The sequence below is a fragment of the Ruegeria sp. YTSC230 genome, assembly GCF_059609665.1.
Genome location: NZ_JBXWMC010000006.1, coordinates 60,773 through 80,505 on the forward strand (window position 1 = coordinate 60,773; position 19,733 = coordinate 80,505).

Sequence of the window (19,733 nt, forward strand, 5' to 3'; positions counted from 1 at the left end):
ATCCTGCGTCCCATCACCGATACAGTTGCACGAGGTCGCGAAAGATACCGCCGAACCCATTGCCGCCGCTGCCAACACCTGAAACGTCAGGGAAGCCGACAACTTCGCCATGGATGTCAAAGCTGGGTGGCGAGCCGCCATCATCCCCAACTGGTTCAGTCAGGAAGACAGCGACAAACTTTGTAACCGGAACGCCCGTGGTCGAGCCGGAAACCGGATTTTGGGTACAATCGATGCCTGCCGCTGTTACGACACGACGGGCCGGGTCAGTCGACATTTGGTTCGAGCACATCGGGCGGCCGGTTTCCGCAAGCGAAGGGTCCAGGATCGAATTTGCGTTCGGCGGTGAATGTGGGTTGCTATTGCCGTGCGCGATTTCCCGCAGATACATTCCGTATCTTGTGCCAGCAAACACGCTATCCCTTACGCTAAGAGCCGGAAGGTGAGCATCGCTGCCAATTCCGTCTGCGATACCGTCTGCAAGGTCATGGTTCCGGTTAAGATACCCTGCGCGATCCCAGACGCCGTCTCCGAACCGGTTGTTGCCACCGCATGTGCCTGCCGCCATGCAAGTGTCTCGACCAAGAGCGACCGTGTCAGGCGTAACCTCTTCGTTACCCTGAATGCAGGAACCACCCCCCTTTTTCTGTATCCCTTTGATGACGTTCGGAGCCGGTGCAAAGTCCGGGTTGTTTTTTTCACCATTAAGCACGGAGCGGAAAATATCAAAGCGGACATTGAACGCCGCATTGGTGATTCCGACCTTCTGACCCGGTTCGGTATCCAGACCATTAGTCAACACGCATTGCGTAATCTGGCTTTGCGCTGCGATGAGGCAGGCAAGTTTGTTCCCGCCTTCGTCCGCACATACGCCAGAGGCATCTTCAAATGTCGCCAGGTCGATAAACCCAAAGTTACCCGGTCCCCAGGCGGTTCCGTTGCCACCGCTGCGCAGCAAGATTTGATCGCCGACGGTCAGGGTATTTTCCCAATCCGGCGGCAGGCAGAACATCAAAGGTGAGATATCGCAGGCCGCTTTGGAGTAACCGGCAACGGCCTCGGCCGAAACGCTGGCCGATATGCCGCTTCCACCAAACATTCTGTCCAAAGCCGAAGCAAGGTTCATGCTAAGGGATTTGGGTGTTAACACGACCTGCGCAAATTTGGCTTCTCGTGGGTTGGTGGTGACATCTGAGCCCAACGGCGTGAGGTCCGAAACCGGCAGCGCGGAGTGAAACAAAAGCGTATAATCCGACGAGCCCGAAAGCGTGGAAGGACCGTTGGCAAATGTCTGGCTGTCACTGATCAAGTTGGCCGCTGCATTGGTTGCGCGGGTGATAGCGTCGGGTTGTCCGTCCAACTCACCAGCGGCTGCCAAGGCTACGTGGTCCGCGAAGGACTGAAACTCTGCGTGGGTCGAGTTCAATCGGCCAACATCCAGCGTGATCGCAAAGAAACCGAGAAATGCAACAAATGCTGTGCCCCAAAGGATCGCGACCGTGCCGCGTTCGTCCCTTACAAAGAATGATATGTTGGCTTTAAAATGCATGGCGCAGACTTACTGTGCAGAGTTCTGGCTGACTTCGATCGAGCGGGCTTTTGGCTTGATCTCTGGGCTGACAGTTAATGGGGTGGACGAAGCATCCGTCTGATTGCTGGATTGCGTCTGGGGGGTCGTCGCCGCCTCTGTCGCTTCTTCGGCTCCGCGGGAGTTCCTCTGGATGATGACAACTTCGGATTCCGTGCCGCGATTCAACCTAACCGTCGGTTGAGTTTCGACTTTTTCAGCTGGACCTTCTTCTTGCAAAAGATCGCGCAGGCGAACCATTTCCATTGGCTCATCCTCGACACCGTCCAGCGTTCTTAGAGTGAGGCTCAGGGTCCCGGCTTTTTGAGCCAAAGCCAGGCGCTGTCCTTGCTGAGGTGTCACTTCCACCGTAATCGTGCGCGCGACCCCGGGTTGATCACTCAGTTCTTCGGACTGTTGATCCACACCGATCACCCGGATCTTCTGCAAAATGGTTACAGCGCTCAGTTCGGAGCTCGCACCCTGAGTTAGAACGATGTCGACCCAGTCACCGGGCGTGACAAATCCGCCAACCGCAGTGACCGCGTCGACCTTGATTGCCATTGCGCGCGTGTTCTCGCCAAGCTTCTGAACCAAGGTGACCTTTTCACCATAGTTCGAAACCTTGGACTGAAGCATGACCTCGCCGGGATAGAACCGCCCCTTAGCGCGGCGTAGTTGTCGGTGATTATCCGGAACAAGTACTCCAAGCTCGGTAAATACACCGGCGGGCAGCGCCTCGCGGGGCCAAAGGTGAGTGGTGACGTGATGATTTTCTATGGTTTGACCAAATGCAATTTCAGAACGCGCGACGTAGATCTCAACAAGATCGGTGTTCGTCGTAGCACTGGGTTCAGTCGTTTTAAATTGAATGTGATCTTTCGCCAGGAACACAGAGCCCGAAGCAATTGCGATTCCGAATAATGTGGTAATAACTGGTCTGATACGCATCTCTGTCTCCAAAAGTTACGCTCAAAAAATTCGAAACAACGGAATATCTTGTTGTCGAAAATCCCGGCGGTGTTTTCTGCGCCGCGAGGGCGTCGTTGCGGCGCAGAAAACTGTTATTTTTTGCAATCCCAGAATCGGTTCCCACCTAGACGGCGGGTGCGCAGTCATTGTTAGTTAGTAGGCGCACAGTCATTTTGTGCGTTTAGCGCATTACAAGCTGCGGCAACGTTGTTGGCCGTTTCACTTCCCAAAAACGAGAACGCACCAACCGCAATTGACGCGACAACCAAAAGGGCAAGGCCATATTCAACAATTGCCGCGCCGCTTTCTTCTTTGACAAACTTCTTCATAAATTTGGTCATGTTTCCCTCGAAAGGTTAAATTGAAATCCACGTTGCGTTTGTCGCAACGCAAGCCAGACATTTTGCATTGGCTCTGAAATAACGGTAGCCGTGATAAAAATTCCCGCCTTCCGCGAAGAATAGGAAAAATACACCTTTAAAGTGTGTTTTTAATTTCACTAGTTACCTGAAGGTGACAAAAATAAACCTTGCATTAACAAGGTCTTAACATTCATTCGAATCAGCATGTTTGGAAACAATTTAGTGATTCGAGGGGTAACTGTAGTCTAAAATCTCGTTCTTTGGATCGATCGGATGTCGACGTTTAATTTTCACAAAATTGAATTTTTAGTAATAAATTCAGATAATTAGTAACTAGTTCGGCGCCAAGCTTTATTGTTCATCTTCATTTGAAGCTTCAAAAACCAGTTGCTGAGCTGATGAGACCTAAACAAGTTTGTAACTGCGGCGGGGGCTGCGAAAGAAATTTTGACCAGCAAAGTTTGCTGATTTGGTTGGTAGAGTAATGAGTGTCAGTTTTCCCAGAAGCGCCCAGGCGCAAAACAGCTTCAGATTCGTTATGGAATGGACACACGCTTTAGCGGGTAATAATTCCATTCCACAAGCTTTAAGAAAATTAATAGAGTTGGTTAATGCAGACGCTGCATTAATTGCACGAACATTTAAGCTGGACCGAAAAGTAAAATACGTTGCTCGGTGTTGCAGAGAAGAAGGTAAAGTCTGGCCCTCTCAATCTCAAACTCAGGCAGAGCTGGTTTTGGGTGACAATTTTGCGACGGCAAAGGCTGGTTCAATTTGGACATTGTCAGATGCATTGATTGCAGACAACGCAGCAATACCACGACATCTTGAGGGCGATTTAAAGGATTTGGGTGAGGTGATCATCGTTCCGCTTGATACGAGTGGCGGGCATGTGGATCACATCGAGCTGCATTTCCGGCATAAGCCTGCCCAATTTGATTTGGACTTACTGGCCATAATGGCGTCGACACTAGCGTCCGGTTGGAGCAATCGAACGCCTGGTTCAGCTTCCGCGATTTTTGAGAAGGGCCGAAATCACCATCTTAAGGAGGTTTCGGGAAACAAACGTGTTCCGATACTGGGTCCTCAAAACCCAGCAGGCCTGAGCCGGTGTGAATTTCGGGTTTGTGCCATGTTGAAGGAAGGATTTACGGTCAAAAAGGTTTCCGAAGCCCTGACTGTCTGCCCAACGACTGTTCGGTCGCATCTGAGTTCAGTTTTTTCAAAGACGGGCGCTTCTAATCAAGTTGAACTGCTGCATTTGTTAAATCGAAGAAATGATGCAGACCGCGGCTCCAACAATGCTGAAACAGCACGTATCGGCTGACGGCTAGTGAATGCGATAGCTGTAAAGCACCAAGTTAGCCGCACAGGTTGGCAAAACGTTCCTTTGTCTGTTCAACTACACAGCGATGGTGCAAGGCCAAATACGACAATTGCTGCTCATCTACTATCAAGGGTTACTTAAACCATCAGTGGGGATTTGAGCAGCGAAGAGCAACTTAGACTATTGTTGACGTATCGGCTACAACTTTAACCAAAGATGAACAATGTGTTCTCGCAGTGTTCAACAAACATCGCGCATACTCATTCTACCGAGCCGAGACGGTTAAGGGCGCTTGGCTCTCTGGAAGGGGAACAGCATGATTAAGTCTGCCACTGAAAAAGCTTTGGATCCGATTCCTGTACGAATGAAACCATCACGTTCCACCGCGCACAAATGCGTGTCGAACACCACGAAATCCGGCAGCGGGCGTTTCTCGCCTGTCGAGATTGCTCTGACGGCTATCGTAAATAGCGAACAGTTTGAAAGAGCAAAAAAGGACGTCTGACCCTACATAAAGACGTCTGTAGTTTTCCAGGGACACGTCCCACCCGGGAAAACACCAATGCAAAAGCCCGCTCTAATCAGAGCGGGCTTTTTTTACAGTGAGAGGCAGGGTAAAGAATCCAAATGGTTATTGGGGAATGATGCGAACCCGTGCGATATTGGCGCGGACCAGGTCTTTACCAACACCCTTCTGACCTAGCACTTAGCCATTACTAACAAGTTCTTCCTCTTCCTCTCCATCAGGCGTCTGATCTTCTTCGGCCGGATCGATACTGACTTCTTCGTCATCGTACTTGTCTTCGTCATACGAATTGCCAAGAGCGGTTTTGACGGCTTCCTCGTCAGGATTAGAGGCTCGTACAGCGTCGAGAACACTGTCTTGCTGCTGCGCTGCGATGGCGTCATCTTCTGAAAACCCGCCCTTGTGGTGATCCAAAAGGTTGTCTTCTGCCTGATGCACGGCTTCTGCGGACGCCAACTGATCTTCCGTAGGTCGATCAATCGGATTACCATCTTCATCCGTGGTTAAGTCGTGCGCATCTTTAACGGCTTGCGCGTCTTCCAAATCTTCAGGATCAGTTGTCCCAGGGTTGGCTTCCTCATTGGCAAGGATATCCTCGGCTTCTTCCAGGGACAGGGGGGCTTCGTCCAAGTAGTCCAGCGCTGCGTTGATTTCTTTCACGTCTTTGGGACTCAACGTGTTGTTTTCACCCATGATGTGATTGAATTTGGTGTCCGCAACGGCAAGGCCTGCTGCAAGGCTGACCGGCCCCGTACCTTTCATATACTGACCGTTGGCAATATGCGCGAGCTTTGCCTTGGGGCTGGAGTTAGTGGCGCCGTTCAACTTGCCGAGGTTGCGCGGTTCAAGCGCAAGCGTACTATCTTCTAGAATCGTTGCTTTCCTGCTTGGCGGGCGCAAAGACCGCTTAACTGAAGTAGTTTTTGTTCGTTTTGCAGTGGTGACTGGCTTGCTACCTTTGAACAGGCCGGCAATTCCCTTCCTTTGTGTCTTCTTGGCAGTTTGTTTTTTATTGCCGCCAAACAATCCATTCAGAGAGAATTGACCCTTCTTGGAAGATTTCGAGGAGCTCCGTTCAGAGCCTTTTGACTTGTGACCAGATTTCCCGGCAGCTTTGCTTGCGCCGTTTGTGGATGCGGTTGATCCTTTACCTTTATCTTTTCCGCTACTCGCGCTGCTGCCGTGGCCTTTGCCACCGCTGTTGCCTTTGTCGCCCCCGTTACCATTGCCACCGCCGTTACCATTGCCACCGCCGTTACCATTGCCACCGCCGTTACCATTGCCTTGCTTGGCATAGGCGGTATCGGGGAATGTGAACGCCCCAATAATTGCAGTAGATCCCAGCAAAGCGATTGCTATTGCAGAGGCTTTCATTAGGCCGGTCGTTTTGATCTTCATGACGGTCCTCGTTTGTTAAATGCGAATTTCCACACACGATGAAATGCGTAGAAAAATGACAGCACGAGTGTGCGTGCCGGAATCAGGAACTAACTGACAGATTTAAGCCCATTATCGTTGAACCTGCGACGAACCGGCCGTTCATCGCCAGTTCATCTTAAAATCTGTAGAATTGAGGCGCAGTTACGCGATATTGAGTACTGAGGATGAGAAATTTTTTTATCATCGCTTGTCTGTTCGCCTTTCTCCAAGTCGGGGACGGGCATGCTGCTGTGCGCGAACTAAAGCAGTCCGAATTGCGCAAAGTGACAACGTCGGGCAGCACCATCAGGTTGAAGAGGGTTCTTAAAGGCGTTGAAAGAGTCTTTGGCGGAACGCCGGTTGATGCGCGTGCGTTTCAGACTGACAAGGTCTACTATCGGATCCTTGTAAAGAAACCCAACGGCAAGATCATCAGTGTTATCGTGAATGCTCAAACCGGTGTGGTTGTGCCCAATCGTTCAAATATCGGACGCCAGATTTCCAATGCAGCCAAGTCCACACCCGGCAATTCTGCCAAATCCAACTCGCAAGGACAGGCCAGCAGTAAGGGCAATCAGAGCAACAATAGCGGCGGCAATGGTAACGGCAACTCCGGCGGCAACGGCAACGGTAACTCTGGCGGCAACGGTAACGGCAACGGCAATGGTAACTCTGGCGGCAACGGCAACTCCGGTGGCAACGGCAACTCTGGCGGCAACGGCAACAGCGGTGGCAACGGTAACGGCAACTCCGGCGGCAACGGTAATGGTGGTGGCAAAAAATAGTGGTTATAATTTCGGTCGCAGGCCTATAGAAAAAAGTATGAGAGTATTACTCGCTGAAGATGAACCGCACCTTTGTGAGCAGATCAAAAAGCTGCTGAACGCTGAAGGCCGAGTGGTCGATATCGTCCACAATGGCATTGACGCCCAGCATCTGGGAACTACCGAACCATATGATATGATCATCCTCGATCTCGGGCTTCCGGAACGCGATGGCATCTCTGTTTTGCGCGACTGGCGCAGCGCAGGCGTAAAAACTCCGGTATTGATCCTGACGGCACGTGATGGGTGGAGCGAACGGGTCGACGGGTTGGATGCTGGTGCGGATGATTACATGACCAAACCATTCCATTTGCCCGAGCTGGCCGCGCGTGTCCGCGCCATCTTGCGCCGTCAGAGTGGGCAGCTTAACCCCATTATCGAGATGGGCAACGTCATTCTTGATACACGTAATGGACGGGTGACTGTTGAAGGTGTTCCGATCGATTTAACCGCCCAGGAGATTGCTGTTCTGACTTACCTGGCCCATAACGCCGGTCGCCTGATTCCAAGATCCGAGCTTTCAGAGCATATCTACGAATACAATGGTGACCGGGACTCGAATACCATCGCGGTTTTCATAAACCGACTGCGTAACAAGTTGGGACCTGACCTGATCACGACGGTTCGGGGTCGCGGATACATGATCGATTCACTCTGATGTTGTCATTGCGTCAACGGGCATTGCTTGGGGGGATTGCGTCCGGGGCCTTGTCGGTTGGCGTGGGCACACTCGCGGTGTTTTCATTCATCGATTCCCGAGTTTCAAACAGGTTCGACGCCACGCTTCTAGATCGCCACACCCAGCTTGTTGTCGGGCTGAGCGTCACGACCCAAGACCCGGATGCCCTGCGTGATCTCATGTTTGATCCGGCATACAGTGCGCCATATTCCGGCAGATACTGGCAGGTCACCAGCGGCGACGGAGAGGTTTTCACGTCGGCGTCTCTGTTTGATGAAACAATCGCCGAGCCACCCAACGCCTCAGAAAACGCAACCCTTTGGAACACTTCGGGCCCCGAGGGCGAAGCGCTGCGCAGCGCGTACCAACAGATTACCTTCGAAGATGACACTGTCTGGGGCATAAGTGTTGCTGAAAGCCAGGCGCAATTGGTCAACGAAAGACAGGCGGCACAGCGCAGTCTTCTGCCAGTGTTTGGGTTGGTTGGCCTGATCGGCGTTGCGAGCTCATTGATGCTGATGTCTGTCATCCTGGGGCCTCTTCGTAAATTGCGCAGGGATGTGGCTTATCGTTGGGACGCTGATGACGACCTGAAACCAAAGGATTATCCGGAGGAAGTGGCCCCTTTGGTTGATGACTTGAATCAGCTTTTGCGTCGCAATAGGGACATTGTGTCCGGATCACGCAGGCAAGCCGCTGATCTGGCACATGCTTTGAAAACACCTGCCACTATTCTGAGAAATGAATTGCAGGCTATGTCCCAGTCCGGCGTCGACACAAATATCGCTGACGAAGCTCTTGATCGAATCGACGCTCAACTCGGTCGGTCACTCGCGCGCATCCGAGCTCTAAACACAGCTGAGTTGACGCATTCGCGCACGGATATTTCACACTCAGTCGAACGTCTCGCACGGCTGTTTTCAACGATTGCCGAAAGAGAAGGCAAAAAGCTGGACGTCAAAAGCGACCCCGAACTCTGGGTGCGCATGGATACGCAAGATATCGAAGAGGTTCTTGGAAACTTGTTGGATAACGCAGTCAAATGGTGTCGCGGCCAAGTAAGACTGGCTGCGAAACGTCGGGAATACTGCGTCGAGATCTGTATCGAAGATGACGGGCCGGGTATTCCAGAGGACGCAATACGCGAAGCATTGCGCTCTGGTGGGCGGCTTGACACTTCGGTGAGAGGCAGCGGGCTGGGGCTGGCAATAGCGGTTGATCTTCTCAATGCATATGGTGCGCACTTTGACTTGGGAAAATCTGTCTCGCTTGGAGGATTAAGCGGTCGGGTGGTGATTCCAACCAAGTCATAAGCGGCGACGGCTCAGAGAATGAGTGGCTCAATGTGTGGATTTCTGAGCAGCCTCATCTGACTGGTCCAGTTTGATTGTTAGTGCATTGTTGGCCTCTGATCCATTGGGATTATAGTTTCCGGGGCTGGTGGGCGATAGCCCAGTGCGCTGTGGGGTCTCTTGATGTTGTTGTGCTTTCCTTGAGATATTGGCTGCAGCGTCGATGAATGGCCGCCATTCAATTTGGGTCAGAAATGCTTGACGTTTGGGTCAGAATTGAATGACGCGATTCACTGATTTATTGAGGTTTTGACAATCGATTGAGTCAAAGGTCAGTGACGTTCCACATTTCCTGTTGAACGTCACACGAACCTGACCCAATCGTCATAGTTGGACCAGAAACTAGGTGAACGTTCGACATCCGAAGGCGCCCCCCAACGTTGGACATCAGTTGAATTTGACCTTTGCGTCATCAACTAACACACCGTTCCCATTTTATGCTCCCGCACGCAGTTTGATTTGTTCTGACTTCCCTTTCGGAAAATCAGAGCTGATTTGTAGGTCAGACAGCGAAGCTGCCTGTTCCTGCTAATCTGCCACGTGGCGAACGCGGAAGGGGGCAAGGCAACGCTATTCGACAGGGGTGGTGCGGCCCGCAGGCACAGCCGAGGATACGGCCCTTACCCGAGGGGGAGGGCAGCGCCCTCACCCTGACGGCCAAGGGCGTTTGGCTTGTCCAAATCCCGCTGGCCCGCGAAAGGAAAGCGGCGTGAAGGGTGATAGCTACTATTGGCGATCATTAAATTACCTAATAGCGAAAGTGACATTCGGCCCTAACCTGCCGTTCGGTTGCGGTCGCCTTAGCCGTTGTGCGGCGCGTCAGAGGAGACATTCGCCGCAAACGCGAAACTGGGACGCGAGTGTTGGTCTGGAGCACGGGCGAAGCCATCGTCTGACCAAGTTGTTCGAACCGGTTAGGAAGGCCCAATTTGATCTGTTCTATAGATGAATGGAACCTGCGCTGGCTTTGAAAACCAATCATAGCGGACCGCAGTACCGTTCAAAGGAACCTTGAATCTACGCGGATTGTTCTTGCCGGCAGTTCTTCTGTTTGTTGCGGATTGATTTCGAATGCTCGGTGAGCAAGTCTGCCAACTCTGGCCGGCAAGACCCGCAATTCGTTCCAGCCTGAAGGGTATCTCCGATATCGTCCACACTGATCATATGTTGGTCATGAATGGCACGGATGATGGTTTTTAGCCCGACTTCGAAACAGGAACAGACAATTGGTCCGCAATCTTCTGAAGACGCAGAGGAACGGCCAGACAAAATCTGCTGAGGCGTCACCTTGGGAAAGCTTGCCAAATAGTCTCGCATCAATGTGATAGGTTGGCGCGAGACGAAGAGCGCTGCCAATACGCGCTGCCCGTCTGTCATTGCTATTCTGTACGAGCCCCTCTTTGGATCTTCTACTACGGTGGCCTCGGCATCCGGTAGCCCAAACCATTCGCGGGCAGTGCTTTCCCAATTGTCTATGATCTGCATGCCTGCCAACTCCATCCTGTAGCCGTTGGGTGTTTTGGCAGTTGCCCAGTACTCTGAGCCAGGGGCCGCCGCGTCAACTGAAACGGCAAAGCCGTACCACGCGGCATGCATAGGTTTTACAGATACCGCTGTTGACTTACTTTCCGGCTGTCCTGAAATCGGATCAGTCACACTTGGAACAAGCGCATCCACACAGGCTGATGGGGCCGTTTCGGCCGTCCAGTGAATTGGCGCAAACACTTGACCTGGTGCCACAGACTCCGTGATGCGAAGCCGAAATATACCGCTTCCAACTGAGCTGTTGAGTTCAACCAAATCTGCGGCACTAAGGCCCAATCGATCAACGTCGTTGGGGTTAACGTCAACATAAGGCTCGGCAAGATGGGCAGACAGGCGCGGCGACAACCCGGACCTTGTCATGGTGTGCCACTGGTCCCTGTTTCGTCCCGTGTTCAAAAGAAACGGAAATTGTTCAGAAGTCGTCGCCTTAGGTGGACGATGGGTAACAGGCACAAAACGTGCTTTGCCATCAGGATGGAAAAACTGCCCATCGCCGAAAAAACGGCCATCTGATTTACGAGATGTCGTCGGCCACCGTGTTGCGCTCAGCGCTTCATAGTCTTCGTCATCAAGGTCCGAAAAATTTGTAATATCCAGATCCTTGCCAAATGATACAGCGAGCGAAGTCATCTTAGCGTATTCTCGAAAAACCTGTGCTGGGGTTTTATAGCTGAATGCTTCTGTCCAGCCCATGCGGCGGCCCACTTCGGCCAAAATATCCCAATCCGCGCGCGCTTGTCCCGGAGGCGCCAAAACGGCGCGTTGTCTGCTGATCGTGCGGTCTGAATTGGTCACTGTACCGCTTTTTTCGCCCCAACCCGCTGCTGGCAGCAATATGTCTGCGACACGCGCGGTATCTGTTCTGTCGGTCAGGTCGCTGACAACTGTGAATGGACAGCTTTCGATGGCCGCCTTCACTCGGTCTGCATCTGGCATAGTGGCCGCCGGATTGGTGTGGATGACCCACAGTGCTTTGATCTGGCCGCTTTCGACAGCGCGAAACAAGTCAACCGCTTTGAGCCCCTGCTTCTGTGGCATGTTGGGTGCTTTCCAGAAATTCCGGACGGCTGAATTGTGGGCTTTGTTTTCGATATCCAAATGACAGGCGAGCATGTTGGCCAAGCCGCCCACCTCTCGACCACCCATGGCGTTTGGCTGACCGGTGACTGAAAACGGACCCATCCCCGGGCGACCGATCCGTCCGGTGGCCAAATGGCAGTTCAGTATCGCGTTGACCTTGTCGGTTCCGCTAGAAGACTGGTTCACACCCTGACTAAAGATCGTCACAACGCGCTCGGTACCGATCCATAGATCGCAGAAAGCTTCAATCTCACCAGGGCGCAGCCCCGTCTCATCAGGATCGTCAAGCTGTGCCAGCTCGACGGCCTCATTGAACCCAACGCTGCGATCCAGAAATTCCGCAGACACATGCCCGGTTTGGTGAATTCTGGCCAACAATCGGTTGAACAATGCGACGTCGCTGCCCGGTTGAAGCGCCAGATGGAGATCGGCTTGATCGCAGCTTGCTGTTCGACGTGGATCAATAACCACAATCTTCGTTCCGCGCGCCTGACGCGCAGCTATGACCCGTTGATAGAGCACAGGATGGCACCAAGCGAGGTTCGAGCCGACCAGCACAACCAGGTCAGCCTGATCCAGATCCTCATAGGTTCCAGGCACCGTATCTGTGCCGAAAGCGCGTTTGTGCCCTGCCACTGTAGATGCCATACAAAGCCGAGAGTTGGTGTCGATATTCGCCGAGCCCATAAAGCCTTTCATCAGTTTGTTGGCGACATAGTAATCCTCGGTCAGCAACTGCCCCGAGACGTAAAAAGCGACGCTGTCCGGCCCGTGTTCAGTTATCGCGGCAGAGAACCGGTCTGCAATCAGTTGCAACGCGTTATCCCAGCTGGTGTCCTGACCAAAGGCGCGAGGAGCCAGCAACCGGTGTTCCAACCCCACGGTTTCACCCAAAGCCAACCCTTTCGAGCACAAACGACCATGGTTCGCTGGATGATCCGGGTCGCCCCGGACAGTCAGCCCTCCAACTCCATCTGGTCGCAGAAGCACGCCGCAGCCAACGCCGCAATACGCGCAGGTCGAGCGAACTTCGGGCAGACCACTTCCGTCCATCAGGCCGCGCTCCGCCGGGAAACCGCGCTGTCGTCCAATAGGATACGACCGTCTTCAAGACGCACCGGATAGGTGGTGATGCTGCCATCATCCGCGCCTTTAGCTTCGCCCGTGTTCAGGTCAAAGACCCAGTTGTGTAGCGGACAGGTGACTGACTGGCCGTGGACGATGCCCTCGGACAATGGGCCGCCCTTATGCGGACAGTTGTTGGTCGCGGCGAATACTTCCGCCTCGGCAGTGCGGAAGACGGCGATACAGCCGATATGGGTTTTCACCAGACGCGCTCCGCGCACCGGCACCTCATCAATATGTCCGATGTCGATCCAGCTCATTCCGCGGCCTCCAATGTAAAATCTGCAATCGGCGCGTAGGTCTGCGCTTTTTCTTTGACGTGTTCGGCCCACGGGTCTTTGCGGTAGATGCTTTGCGACAGTTCGAACCGGGCGACCAAAGCAGCGCGGTTTTCAAGATCGTCCACGACCTGAGCTTTGACCCAGTCCATGCCAACCTTGCCCAACCATTTGTACAAGCGGTCCAGATACTTGCCGCCTTCGCGATAGGCTTGGGTGACGGCCATCACGACCTCGATTGCTTCGTCCTCGGTGGAGACTTGGCAGAGCAACTCGGTCTCTTTTACGTCCATGCCTGCGGCACCGCCGATGCTGATCTGATAGCCCGAATCCACGCAGACCACGCCGATATCCTTGCACGTCGCCTCGGCGCAGTTGCGCGGGCAGCCTGACACGGCAAGCTTCAGCTTGTGCGGCGTCCACGCCCCCCACAGGGTCTTCTCCAGCTTGATCCCCAGGCCTGTACTGTCCTGCGTGCCAAACCGGCAATGATCCGTGCCGACGCAGGTTTTGACCGTGCGCAGACCCTTGGAATAGGCATGGCCCGAGACCAGACCAGCCTTGTTCAGATCCGACCAGATCGCAGGCAGGTCCACACCCTTTACGCCCAGCAGGTCGATGCGCTGACCGCCCGTGACTTTGACGGTTGGCACGTCGTACTTATCGGCAGCATTGGCAATGGCGCGCAGCTCTTCCGGTGTCGTGATCCCTCCCCACATTCGGGGCACGACACTGAATGTGCCGTCTTTCTGAATGTTGGCGTGTTTGCGTTCATTGACGAAGCGGCTTTGCGGGTCGTCTTGGTATTCCAGCGGCCAATCCGCCAGTAGATAATAGTTAATCGCCGGGCGGCAAACATGGCAGCCGTTGGGCGTGGTCCAGCTGAGTTCCTGCCAGACAGCGGCCTGGCTTTTCAGTTCCTGCCCCTTGATCAGACGACGTACATCCTCATGCGTCAGGTCGGTGCAACCGCAGATCGGTTGCGCGGTTGGCATTTGGAAGTCGTCACCCAGCGTCACCTGCAACACCTGTTCCACCAGTCCAGTACAGGTGCCGCAGGAAGCACTCGCCTTGGTGCCTGCACGTACCGCGCCCAGATCGTCGGCACCTGCGTTGATCGCCTCGACAATCTCGCCTTTGCATACGCCGTTGCAGCCGCAAATCTCCGCCTCAGGCGGCAATGCTGCAACGGCTGAGAGAGGGTCCGCGGTGTCGCCCCCCTGATAGGCCGGGCCGAAGATCAGCGTCTCACGCATCTCGTCGATGCTGGTGCCGTCCTTGATCAACCCGAAGAACCAGCTACCATCGGCGGTGTCGCCATACATGACAGCACCAACCAGCCGATCCTCTTCGATAACGAGGCGCTTGTAGACGCCGCGCGAAGGGTCGCGAAACACGATGTCTTCACGCCCCGGCCCGTCAGCGAAATCGCCGGCACTGAACAGATCGCAGCCCGTGACCTTCAGCTTGGTCGAGAGGGTTTTCTGCGCGAATGCGGCGTCTTCTTCCAACAGAGCACGCGCCGCCACTTTCGCTTGATCGTAGAGCGGAGCGACAAGGCCAAAGATCTCTCCGCCATGTTCGACGCATTCACCCACGGCATAGACATCCGGGTCCGAGGTCAGCATTTGATCATCCACATGGATGCCGCGACCGGCGGCCAGCCCGGCCTCGTGCGCCAGCGCCGTGTTGGGACGGATACCCACCGCCATAACCAGCAGGTCACAGGGCAGTTCGGTCCCGTCGTCCAGAAGCAGCGCGCGAACCTTTCCGTCCTGCCCCAGAATTTCCTTGGAGTTCGCCTGCAGGCAGATCTTGATGCCTTTGTCTTCCAGCGACTTCTTCAGCAGGTAGCCTGCGGCTTCGTCCAGTTGACGCTCCATCAGGTGGCCCATTATGTGGACAACGGTGACGTCAACACCATGCGCGACCATCCCTGCAGCGGCCTCGAGCCCCAGCAAACCACCGCCAATTACGACGACCTTGTTTTCCGGACTCATGCCCATCATCTGCTGCGTGTCTTCCAAATCGCGATAGGCGATCACACCATCCAGATCATGCCCCGGCAAAGGGATGATGAACGGGTTCGACCCGGTCGCGACGACTAGCTTGTCGTATGGAACATGTCCGTTCTCGCCCTCGACCACCTTCATCTCACGGTCGATCTTGGCCACCTTCTCTCCAAAGCGGCAGGAGATGCCCCGCTCGGCATACCAAGTGTCGTCATGGGTGACGATCTCTTCATAGGTCTTCTCACCCGACAGAACCGGGCTGAGCATGATGCGGTTGTAGTTCCCGCGTGGCTCAGCGTTGAACAGGGTGATTTCGAACGCATCCGGTGCGGCGTCGGTCAGGTGTTCCAGCACCCGACCCGAGGCCATGCCTGCGCCTATAACAACTAGTCTTTGCTTCATGATTTCACTCCGCTGCAATCGCCTTAGGGGCGGGCGATTTCGGCTTGGCGCCGTGTTCGTATTCTTCAAGGAAATTGAGAACTTCCTGCCGGTAGGCGTAATAATCCGGGTGCTCCAACAGGGCCTTGCGAGTCCTTGGGCGCGGCAGGTCGACCTTGGTGATTTTACCGATGGTCGCCTGCGGACCGTTGGTCATCATCACTACGCGGTCGGCCAGCAGGATCGCCTCGTCCACATCATGGGTGACGCAGATCGCAGTCACCTTTGTGCGGGACCAGACCTCCATCAGAACTTCCTGCAATTCCCAGCGTGTGAGGCTGTCGAGCATCCCGAAAGGCTCATCCAACAGCAATAGTTTGGGCGACAGAGCAAAGGCGCGGGCGATACCGACACGCTGCTTCATCCCGTTCGACAGGTCAGAGGCAGATTTGTCCATCGCATCGGCCAGTCCGACGCGTTCCAGATAGTACTCCACCACGTCCTGCCGCTCGGCCAGGCTTGCATTGGGGTAGACCTTGTCGACACCAATCGCGACGTTTTCCTTGGCGGACAGCCAGGGGAACAGGTTTGGCGATTGGAACACTACAGCGCGTTCCGGGTCGGCGCCTTGGACGTGACGGCCATCTAACTTGATCGCGCCCTTGGAGATGTCATTAAGACCTGCGGCCATGGTCAGAACTGTGGACTTGCCGCAGCCGGAATGGCCGATCAGAGAGATGAACTCACCCTTGTCGATCTTCAGGTCAAAATCCTCGACCACGGTCAGAGGGCCTTTGGGCGTCGGATACACCTTGTGCAGCTGCGAGAAATCGAGGAAGCGGTTCTCAATCATCCCCTTTTGCGCCTCGGCCACCGCCGTTGGAACCCCGTGGATTGGGGTGACATCCGGCAGGGTACGAGTGCCTTCGACCTTGGCCTCGATCCCTACGTCCATCAGATATTTGGTGACGTCCGCCCGCAAGCGTTTGAACGTCTCATCGTTGTTCATGGCACCGCGTTCGCGCGGTCGCGGGATCGACACGTGGAACTCCTGCCCCAGCGTGCCATCGGGGTTCAGTGCAATGATCCGGTCGGCAAGAATGATTGCTTCATCGACGTCGTTGGTAATCAGCACGCAAGTCTTCTTGTCGGCTTCCCAGATGTGTTCGATCTCGTCCGCCAGATTGGCACGGGTCAAAGCGTCGAGCGCCGACAGAGGCTCATCCAGCAGCAATACCTCAGGGTTCATCGACAGCGCCCTCGCCACGTTGACCCGCTGGCGCATCCCGCCGGACAGTTCCGCCGGGCGGCGCGTCGCGGCCTGGCTGAGACCCACCATCCGCACGTAATGCGCAACCTTCTCGGCTTTCTCGACCTTGCTGAGACCGGGGAAAACCGTATCAACTGCCAGCCCGACGTTACCGCTGACTGTCAGCCAAGGCATCAGCGAGTAATTTTGAAAGATCACCCCGCGTTCCGGGCCGGGGCCCTTGATCGGAGCGCCTTTGAACGTGACCTCTCCGCTGGTCGGACTATCGAGCCCGGCCATCAGGTTGATCAGGGTCGTCTTACCAGTGCCTGAGAAACCAAGGACCACCAGAAACTCGCCCTCTTGCACGTCCAGATCGATGCCTTTCAGCACATCGGCGCGCGCAGTGCCTTCACCGAAGGATTTAGAGGCGTCCTTGAAGCTTAGAATGCTCATCGCGTTCACCGGTTATTCGTGAAGGTGAAAAGGGATTGCAGGGCATACATCACACGGTCCAGCAGGAAGCCGATGATACCGATAGTGAAGACCGCAACCATGATTTTGGCCAAAGAGCTGGAGGAACCGTTCTGGAATTCATCCCAAACGAATTTGCCCAGACCAGGGTTCTGCGCCAGCATTTCAGCCGCGATCAGAACCATCCAGCCGACACCCAGGCTGAGGCGCAAACCGGTGAAGATCAGCGGCAGCGCCGAGGGCAGCACCAGCTTGGTGATCTTGGTATAGGTGTTCATTTTCAGAACCTTGGAGACGTTCACCAGATCCTTGTCGATGGACGCCACACCCAGAGAGGTATTAATCAACGTCGGCCAAAGCGAACACAGGGTCACCGTGATGGCTGAGATCAAAAAGGACTTTGCGAACCATCCGTCATTGGTGACGTAGACAGCCGAAACGATCATGGTGACGATCGGCAGCCATGCCAGCGGCGAGACCGGTTTGAAGATCTGGATCAGCGGGTTCAGCGCGGCATTTGCGGTCGGAGACAGGCCAGCGGCGATGCCCAGCGGGACCGCAAGGGCAGTGGCGATCAGAAAGCCGAAAAACACAGTTTTGATCGAGGTCCATATCTGTTGATAGTAGGTCGGAGCCCCGGTGAAAGCGACGTCTTTCACCTTCTCCGGCTGGCCGGCATCAATAAACTTTTGATTGCGCGTCTCGACCATGGCTTCGAACTTGGCGCGTTTTGCCGCTTTAGCTTTGGCGTCCTCATTCAGGCTGACCATCTCCGCCCAAACCTGCGCTGGCCCGGGTACCGCGCCCAGCGAGGTCTGTACCTTGGGCGCCAGCATGCCCCACAGAAGCAAAAAGGCGAAGATCGACAGCAATGGCACGATCAGCAAGCGCCAGATCTCGGCCATCTGAGCGCGGGGATTGTCTCCGGCAGCGGCCTTCAGAACAGGCGTGGCCCAGCTGAGGCCCAACACTTGGAACCATTTGTCGGCTGCATTGATGCGGGTGAAAAGGCGGGCGCGACGCTCCTGGCGTGCGGCGTCTGCGTTGAATTCGGGATCGACGGTCGTCATCTGATGTGTCCTTGCGATGGCGGGGCACTTGTGAAGCCCACGTCCGACCGTGGCCGGACGTGGAGCTGAGGAATTAGCCCTGAACGTCCGAGCCGACGATCTTCTGCTCGCCCTTCAGGCCAATGGACATGCTTTCGAGGTAGGCGTTGGGTGTGCGGCCGTCGTAGGCGATACCGTCAATGATATCCTCGGCAGGCGTTGGTGCCTTGTAACCGTCACTGTCCCAGGGAAAGTCAGCCTCATCCGCCAGACCTTCGTCGACCAGCAGGCGCGCGGCCTCCAGGTAGATTTCGGGCTTATAAACCGACTTGGCCACTTCGTCATACCAACTGTCCGGCTTCGCATCGGCGATTTGACCCCAACGACGCATCTGGGTCAGGTACCAAACAGCGTCCGAATAGAACGGATAGGTCGCATTGTAGCGAAAGAACACGTTGAAATCGGGAACCTCGCGCTTGTCGCCTTTCTCGTATTCAAACGTGCCGGTCATCGAGTTGGCGATGACGTCATAATCCGCGCCCACATATTCCGCGCGGCTCAGGATTTCGACCGCCTCGGGTCGGTTGGCGTTGTCATTTTCATCCAACCACTGTGCCGCGCGGATCAGGGCTTTGGTCACTGCCAGAGTGGTATTCGGATACTCCTCGGCAAACTCGGCTGTGATGCCAAAGACCTTCTCGGGGTTGTTCTTCCACAGTTCGTAGTCGGTAATTACTGGAACGCCGATGCCCTTGAACACTGCTTGCTGGTTCCACGGCTCACCCACGCAGTAGCCATAGATCGTTCCGGCCTCCAACGTGGCTGGCATTTGCGGCGGAGGTGTCACCGAGAGGAACACATCCGCACCGATTTGACCGGTCACGTTGTCTGGGCTGTAGAACCCCGGATGCAGCCCACCAGCGGCCAGCCAATAGCGCAGTTCGTAATTGTGGGTCGAGACTGGGAAGACCATGCCCATGTTAAAGGGCTTGCCTTCAGATTTGTATTTCTCAACGACCGGAGCAAGCGCCTCGGCGCTGATAGGGTGTTGGGGACGACCATCCTCCATCACCGGGATGTTCGGCTTCATCTCTTCCCAAATCTCGTTGGACACGGTGATGCCGTTGCCGTTCAGGTCCATTGAGAAGGGCGTTACGATGTGCGCTTCGGTTCCGTATCCGATGGTGGCGGCCAAAGGCTGTCCGGCCAGCATGTGTGCGCCGTCAAGCTGCCCGTCGATCACGCCATCCAATAGGACCTTCCAATTGGCTTGTGCTTCCAGCGTCACGAACAGGCCTTCGTCCAGAAAGTACCCATTCTCGTAAGCGACAGCCAGCGGCGCCATATCGGTCAGTTTGATAAAGCCAAAAGTCAGCTCGTCTTTTTCCAGTTCCAGCTCGGCCAGTGCCGGAGACACAAGCGCCGTCGTTGCGACGAGGCCTAAAAGAAGCTTTTTCATCTCGATCCCTTTCGGTTCAGCCCAACCTCTTGGGCAAACAAAAAAGCCGCCGA

Annotated in this window: 15 protein-coding genes; 5 read left to right on the plus strand and 10 right to left on the minus strand. The window is 54.8% G+C overall.

Translation table 11 applies throughout. From position 1 onward, the window contains the following. Positions 1 to 13: 13 nt before the first annotated feature. The 3 genes from AC2FD9_RS13050 to AC2FD9_RS13060 all read right to left on the minus strand — a co-directional run bounded on the left by AC2FD9_RS13050 (position 14) and on the right by AC2FD9_RS13060 (position 2,880). Positions 14 to 1,549 (minus strand): pilus assembly protein TadG-related protein, encoded by a 1,536-nt coding sequence (locus AC2FD9_RS13050; protein WP_282171113.1) that lies wholly within the window; start codon positions 1,547 to 1,549, stop codon positions 14 to 16. 9 nt (positions 1,550 to 1,558) lie between these two features. Then, complete coding sequence (gene cpaB, locus AC2FD9_RS13055; protein ID WP_282171114.1) at positions 1,559 to 2,518, minus strand: Flp pilus assembly protein CpaB; 960 nt, start codon at positions 2,516 to 2,518, stop codon at positions 1,559 to 1,561. Positions 2,519 to 2,688: 170 nt separating this feature from the next. Continuing rightward, a complete protein-coding gene (locus AC2FD9_RS13060; RefSeq protein WP_282171115.1) occupies positions 2,689 to 2,880 on the minus strand; it encodes a Flp family type IVb pilin in 192 nt (63 codons plus the stop codon). Positions 2,881 to 3,385: 505 nt separating this feature from the next. Here AC2FD9_RS13060 and AC2FD9_RS13065 point away from each other — a divergent pair. Both AC2FD9_RS13065 and AC2FD9_RS13070 read left to right on the plus strand, forming a co-directional pair. Beyond that, positions 3,386 to 4,228, plus strand: coding sequence for a helix-turn-helix transcriptional regulator (locus tag AC2FD9_RS13065; protein WP_496837249.1), 843 nt, complete (start codon positions 3,386 to 3,388; stop codon positions 4,226 to 4,228). A 316-nt stretch (positions 4,229 to 4,544) separates the two neighbouring features. Further along, positions 4,545 to 4,733, plus strand: coding sequence for a hypothetical protein (locus tag AC2FD9_RS13070; protein ID WP_282120596.1), 189 nt, complete (start codon positions 4,545 to 4,547; stop codon positions 4,731 to 4,733). 201 nt (positions 4,734 to 4,934) lie between these two features. Here AC2FD9_RS13070 and AC2FD9_RS13075 read toward each other — a convergent pair whose 3' ends face one another. Then, the gene (locus tag AC2FD9_RS13075) at positions 4,935 to 6,152 is read right to left on the minus strand and encodes a hypothetical protein (RefSeq protein WP_496837251.1); all 1,218 of its coding nucleotides are present in this window, start codon (positions 6,150 to 6,152) and stop codon (positions 4,935 to 4,937) included. A gap of 206 nt (positions 6,153 to 6,358) precedes the next feature. Here AC2FD9_RS13075 and AC2FD9_RS13080 point away from each other — a divergent pair, with 206 nt between their 5' ends. Genes AC2FD9_RS13080 through AC2FD9_RS13090 form a run of 3 tightly spaced genes read left to right on the plus strand, consistent with a single transcriptional unit; the run spans position 6,359 to position 8,989 of the window. Beyond that, entirely contained in the window at positions 6,359 to 6,958 is a 600-nt protein-coding gene (locus AC2FD9_RS13080; protein WP_496837253.1) for a PepSY domain-containing protein, read from the plus strand. A 37-nt stretch (positions 6,959 to 6,995) separates the two neighbouring features. Further along, complete coding sequence (locus AC2FD9_RS13085) at positions 6,996 to 7,655, plus strand: response regulator (RefSeq protein ID WP_058278674.1); 660 nt, start codon at positions 6,996 to 6,998, stop codon at positions 7,653 to 7,655. Further along, entirely contained in the window at positions 7,655 to 8,989 is a 1,335-nt protein-coding gene (locus AC2FD9_RS13090) for a sensor histidine kinase (protein WP_496837255.1), read from the plus strand. The genes AC2FD9_RS13085 and AC2FD9_RS13090 overlap by 1 nt, the downstream gene beginning before the upstream one ends. Positions 8,990 to 10,045: 1,056 nt before the next feature. Here the strand turns inward: AC2FD9_RS13090 and AC2FD9_RS13095 are convergent. From AC2FD9_RS13095 to AC2FD9_RS13120, 6 genes are all read right to left on the minus strand, one after another. Further along, on the minus strand, positions 10,046 to 12,706 hold the full coding sequence (locus AC2FD9_RS13095) for a molybdopterin-dependent oxidoreductase (protein WP_496837256.1): 2,661 nt from the start codon (positions 12,704 to 12,706) through the stop codon (positions 10,046 to 10,048). After that, the gene (nirD, locus tag AC2FD9_RS13100; protein ID WP_282120617.1) at positions 12,706 to 13,038 is read right to left on the minus strand and encodes a nitrite reductase small subunit NirD; all 333 of its coding nucleotides are present in this window, start codon (positions 13,036 to 13,038) and stop codon (positions 12,706 to 12,708) included. The genes AC2FD9_RS13095 and nirD overlap by 1 nt, the downstream gene beginning before the upstream one ends. Next, positions 13,035 to 15,470, minus strand: coding sequence for a nitrite reductase large subunit NirB (gene nirB / locus AC2FD9_RS13105; protein ID WP_496837257.1), 2,436 nt, complete (start codon positions 15,468 to 15,470; stop codon positions 13,035 to 13,037). Before nirB ends, nirD begins: the two co-directional genes overlap by 4 nt. A gap of 4 nt (positions 15,471 to 15,474) precedes the next feature. Continuing rightward, positions 15,475 to 17,154, minus strand: coding sequence for an ABC transporter ATP-binding protein (locus tag AC2FD9_RS13110; RefSeq protein WP_496837259.1), 1,680 nt, complete (start codon positions 17,152 to 17,154; stop codon positions 15,475 to 15,477). A gap of 5 nt (positions 17,155 to 17,159) precedes the next feature. Further along, entirely contained in the window at positions 17,160 to 18,242 is a 1,083-nt protein-coding gene (locus AC2FD9_RS13115) for an ABC transporter permease (RefSeq protein WP_496837260.1), read from the minus strand. Between the two features lie 73 nt (positions 18,243 to 18,315). Beyond that, positions 18,316 to 19,680 (minus strand): CmpA/NrtA family ABC transporter substrate-binding protein, encoded by a 1,365-nt coding sequence (locus AC2FD9_RS13120; RefSeq protein ID WP_496837262.1) that lies wholly within the window; start codon positions 19,678 to 19,680, stop codon positions 18,316 to 18,318. Positions 19,681 to 19,733 lie beyond the last annotated feature (53 nt).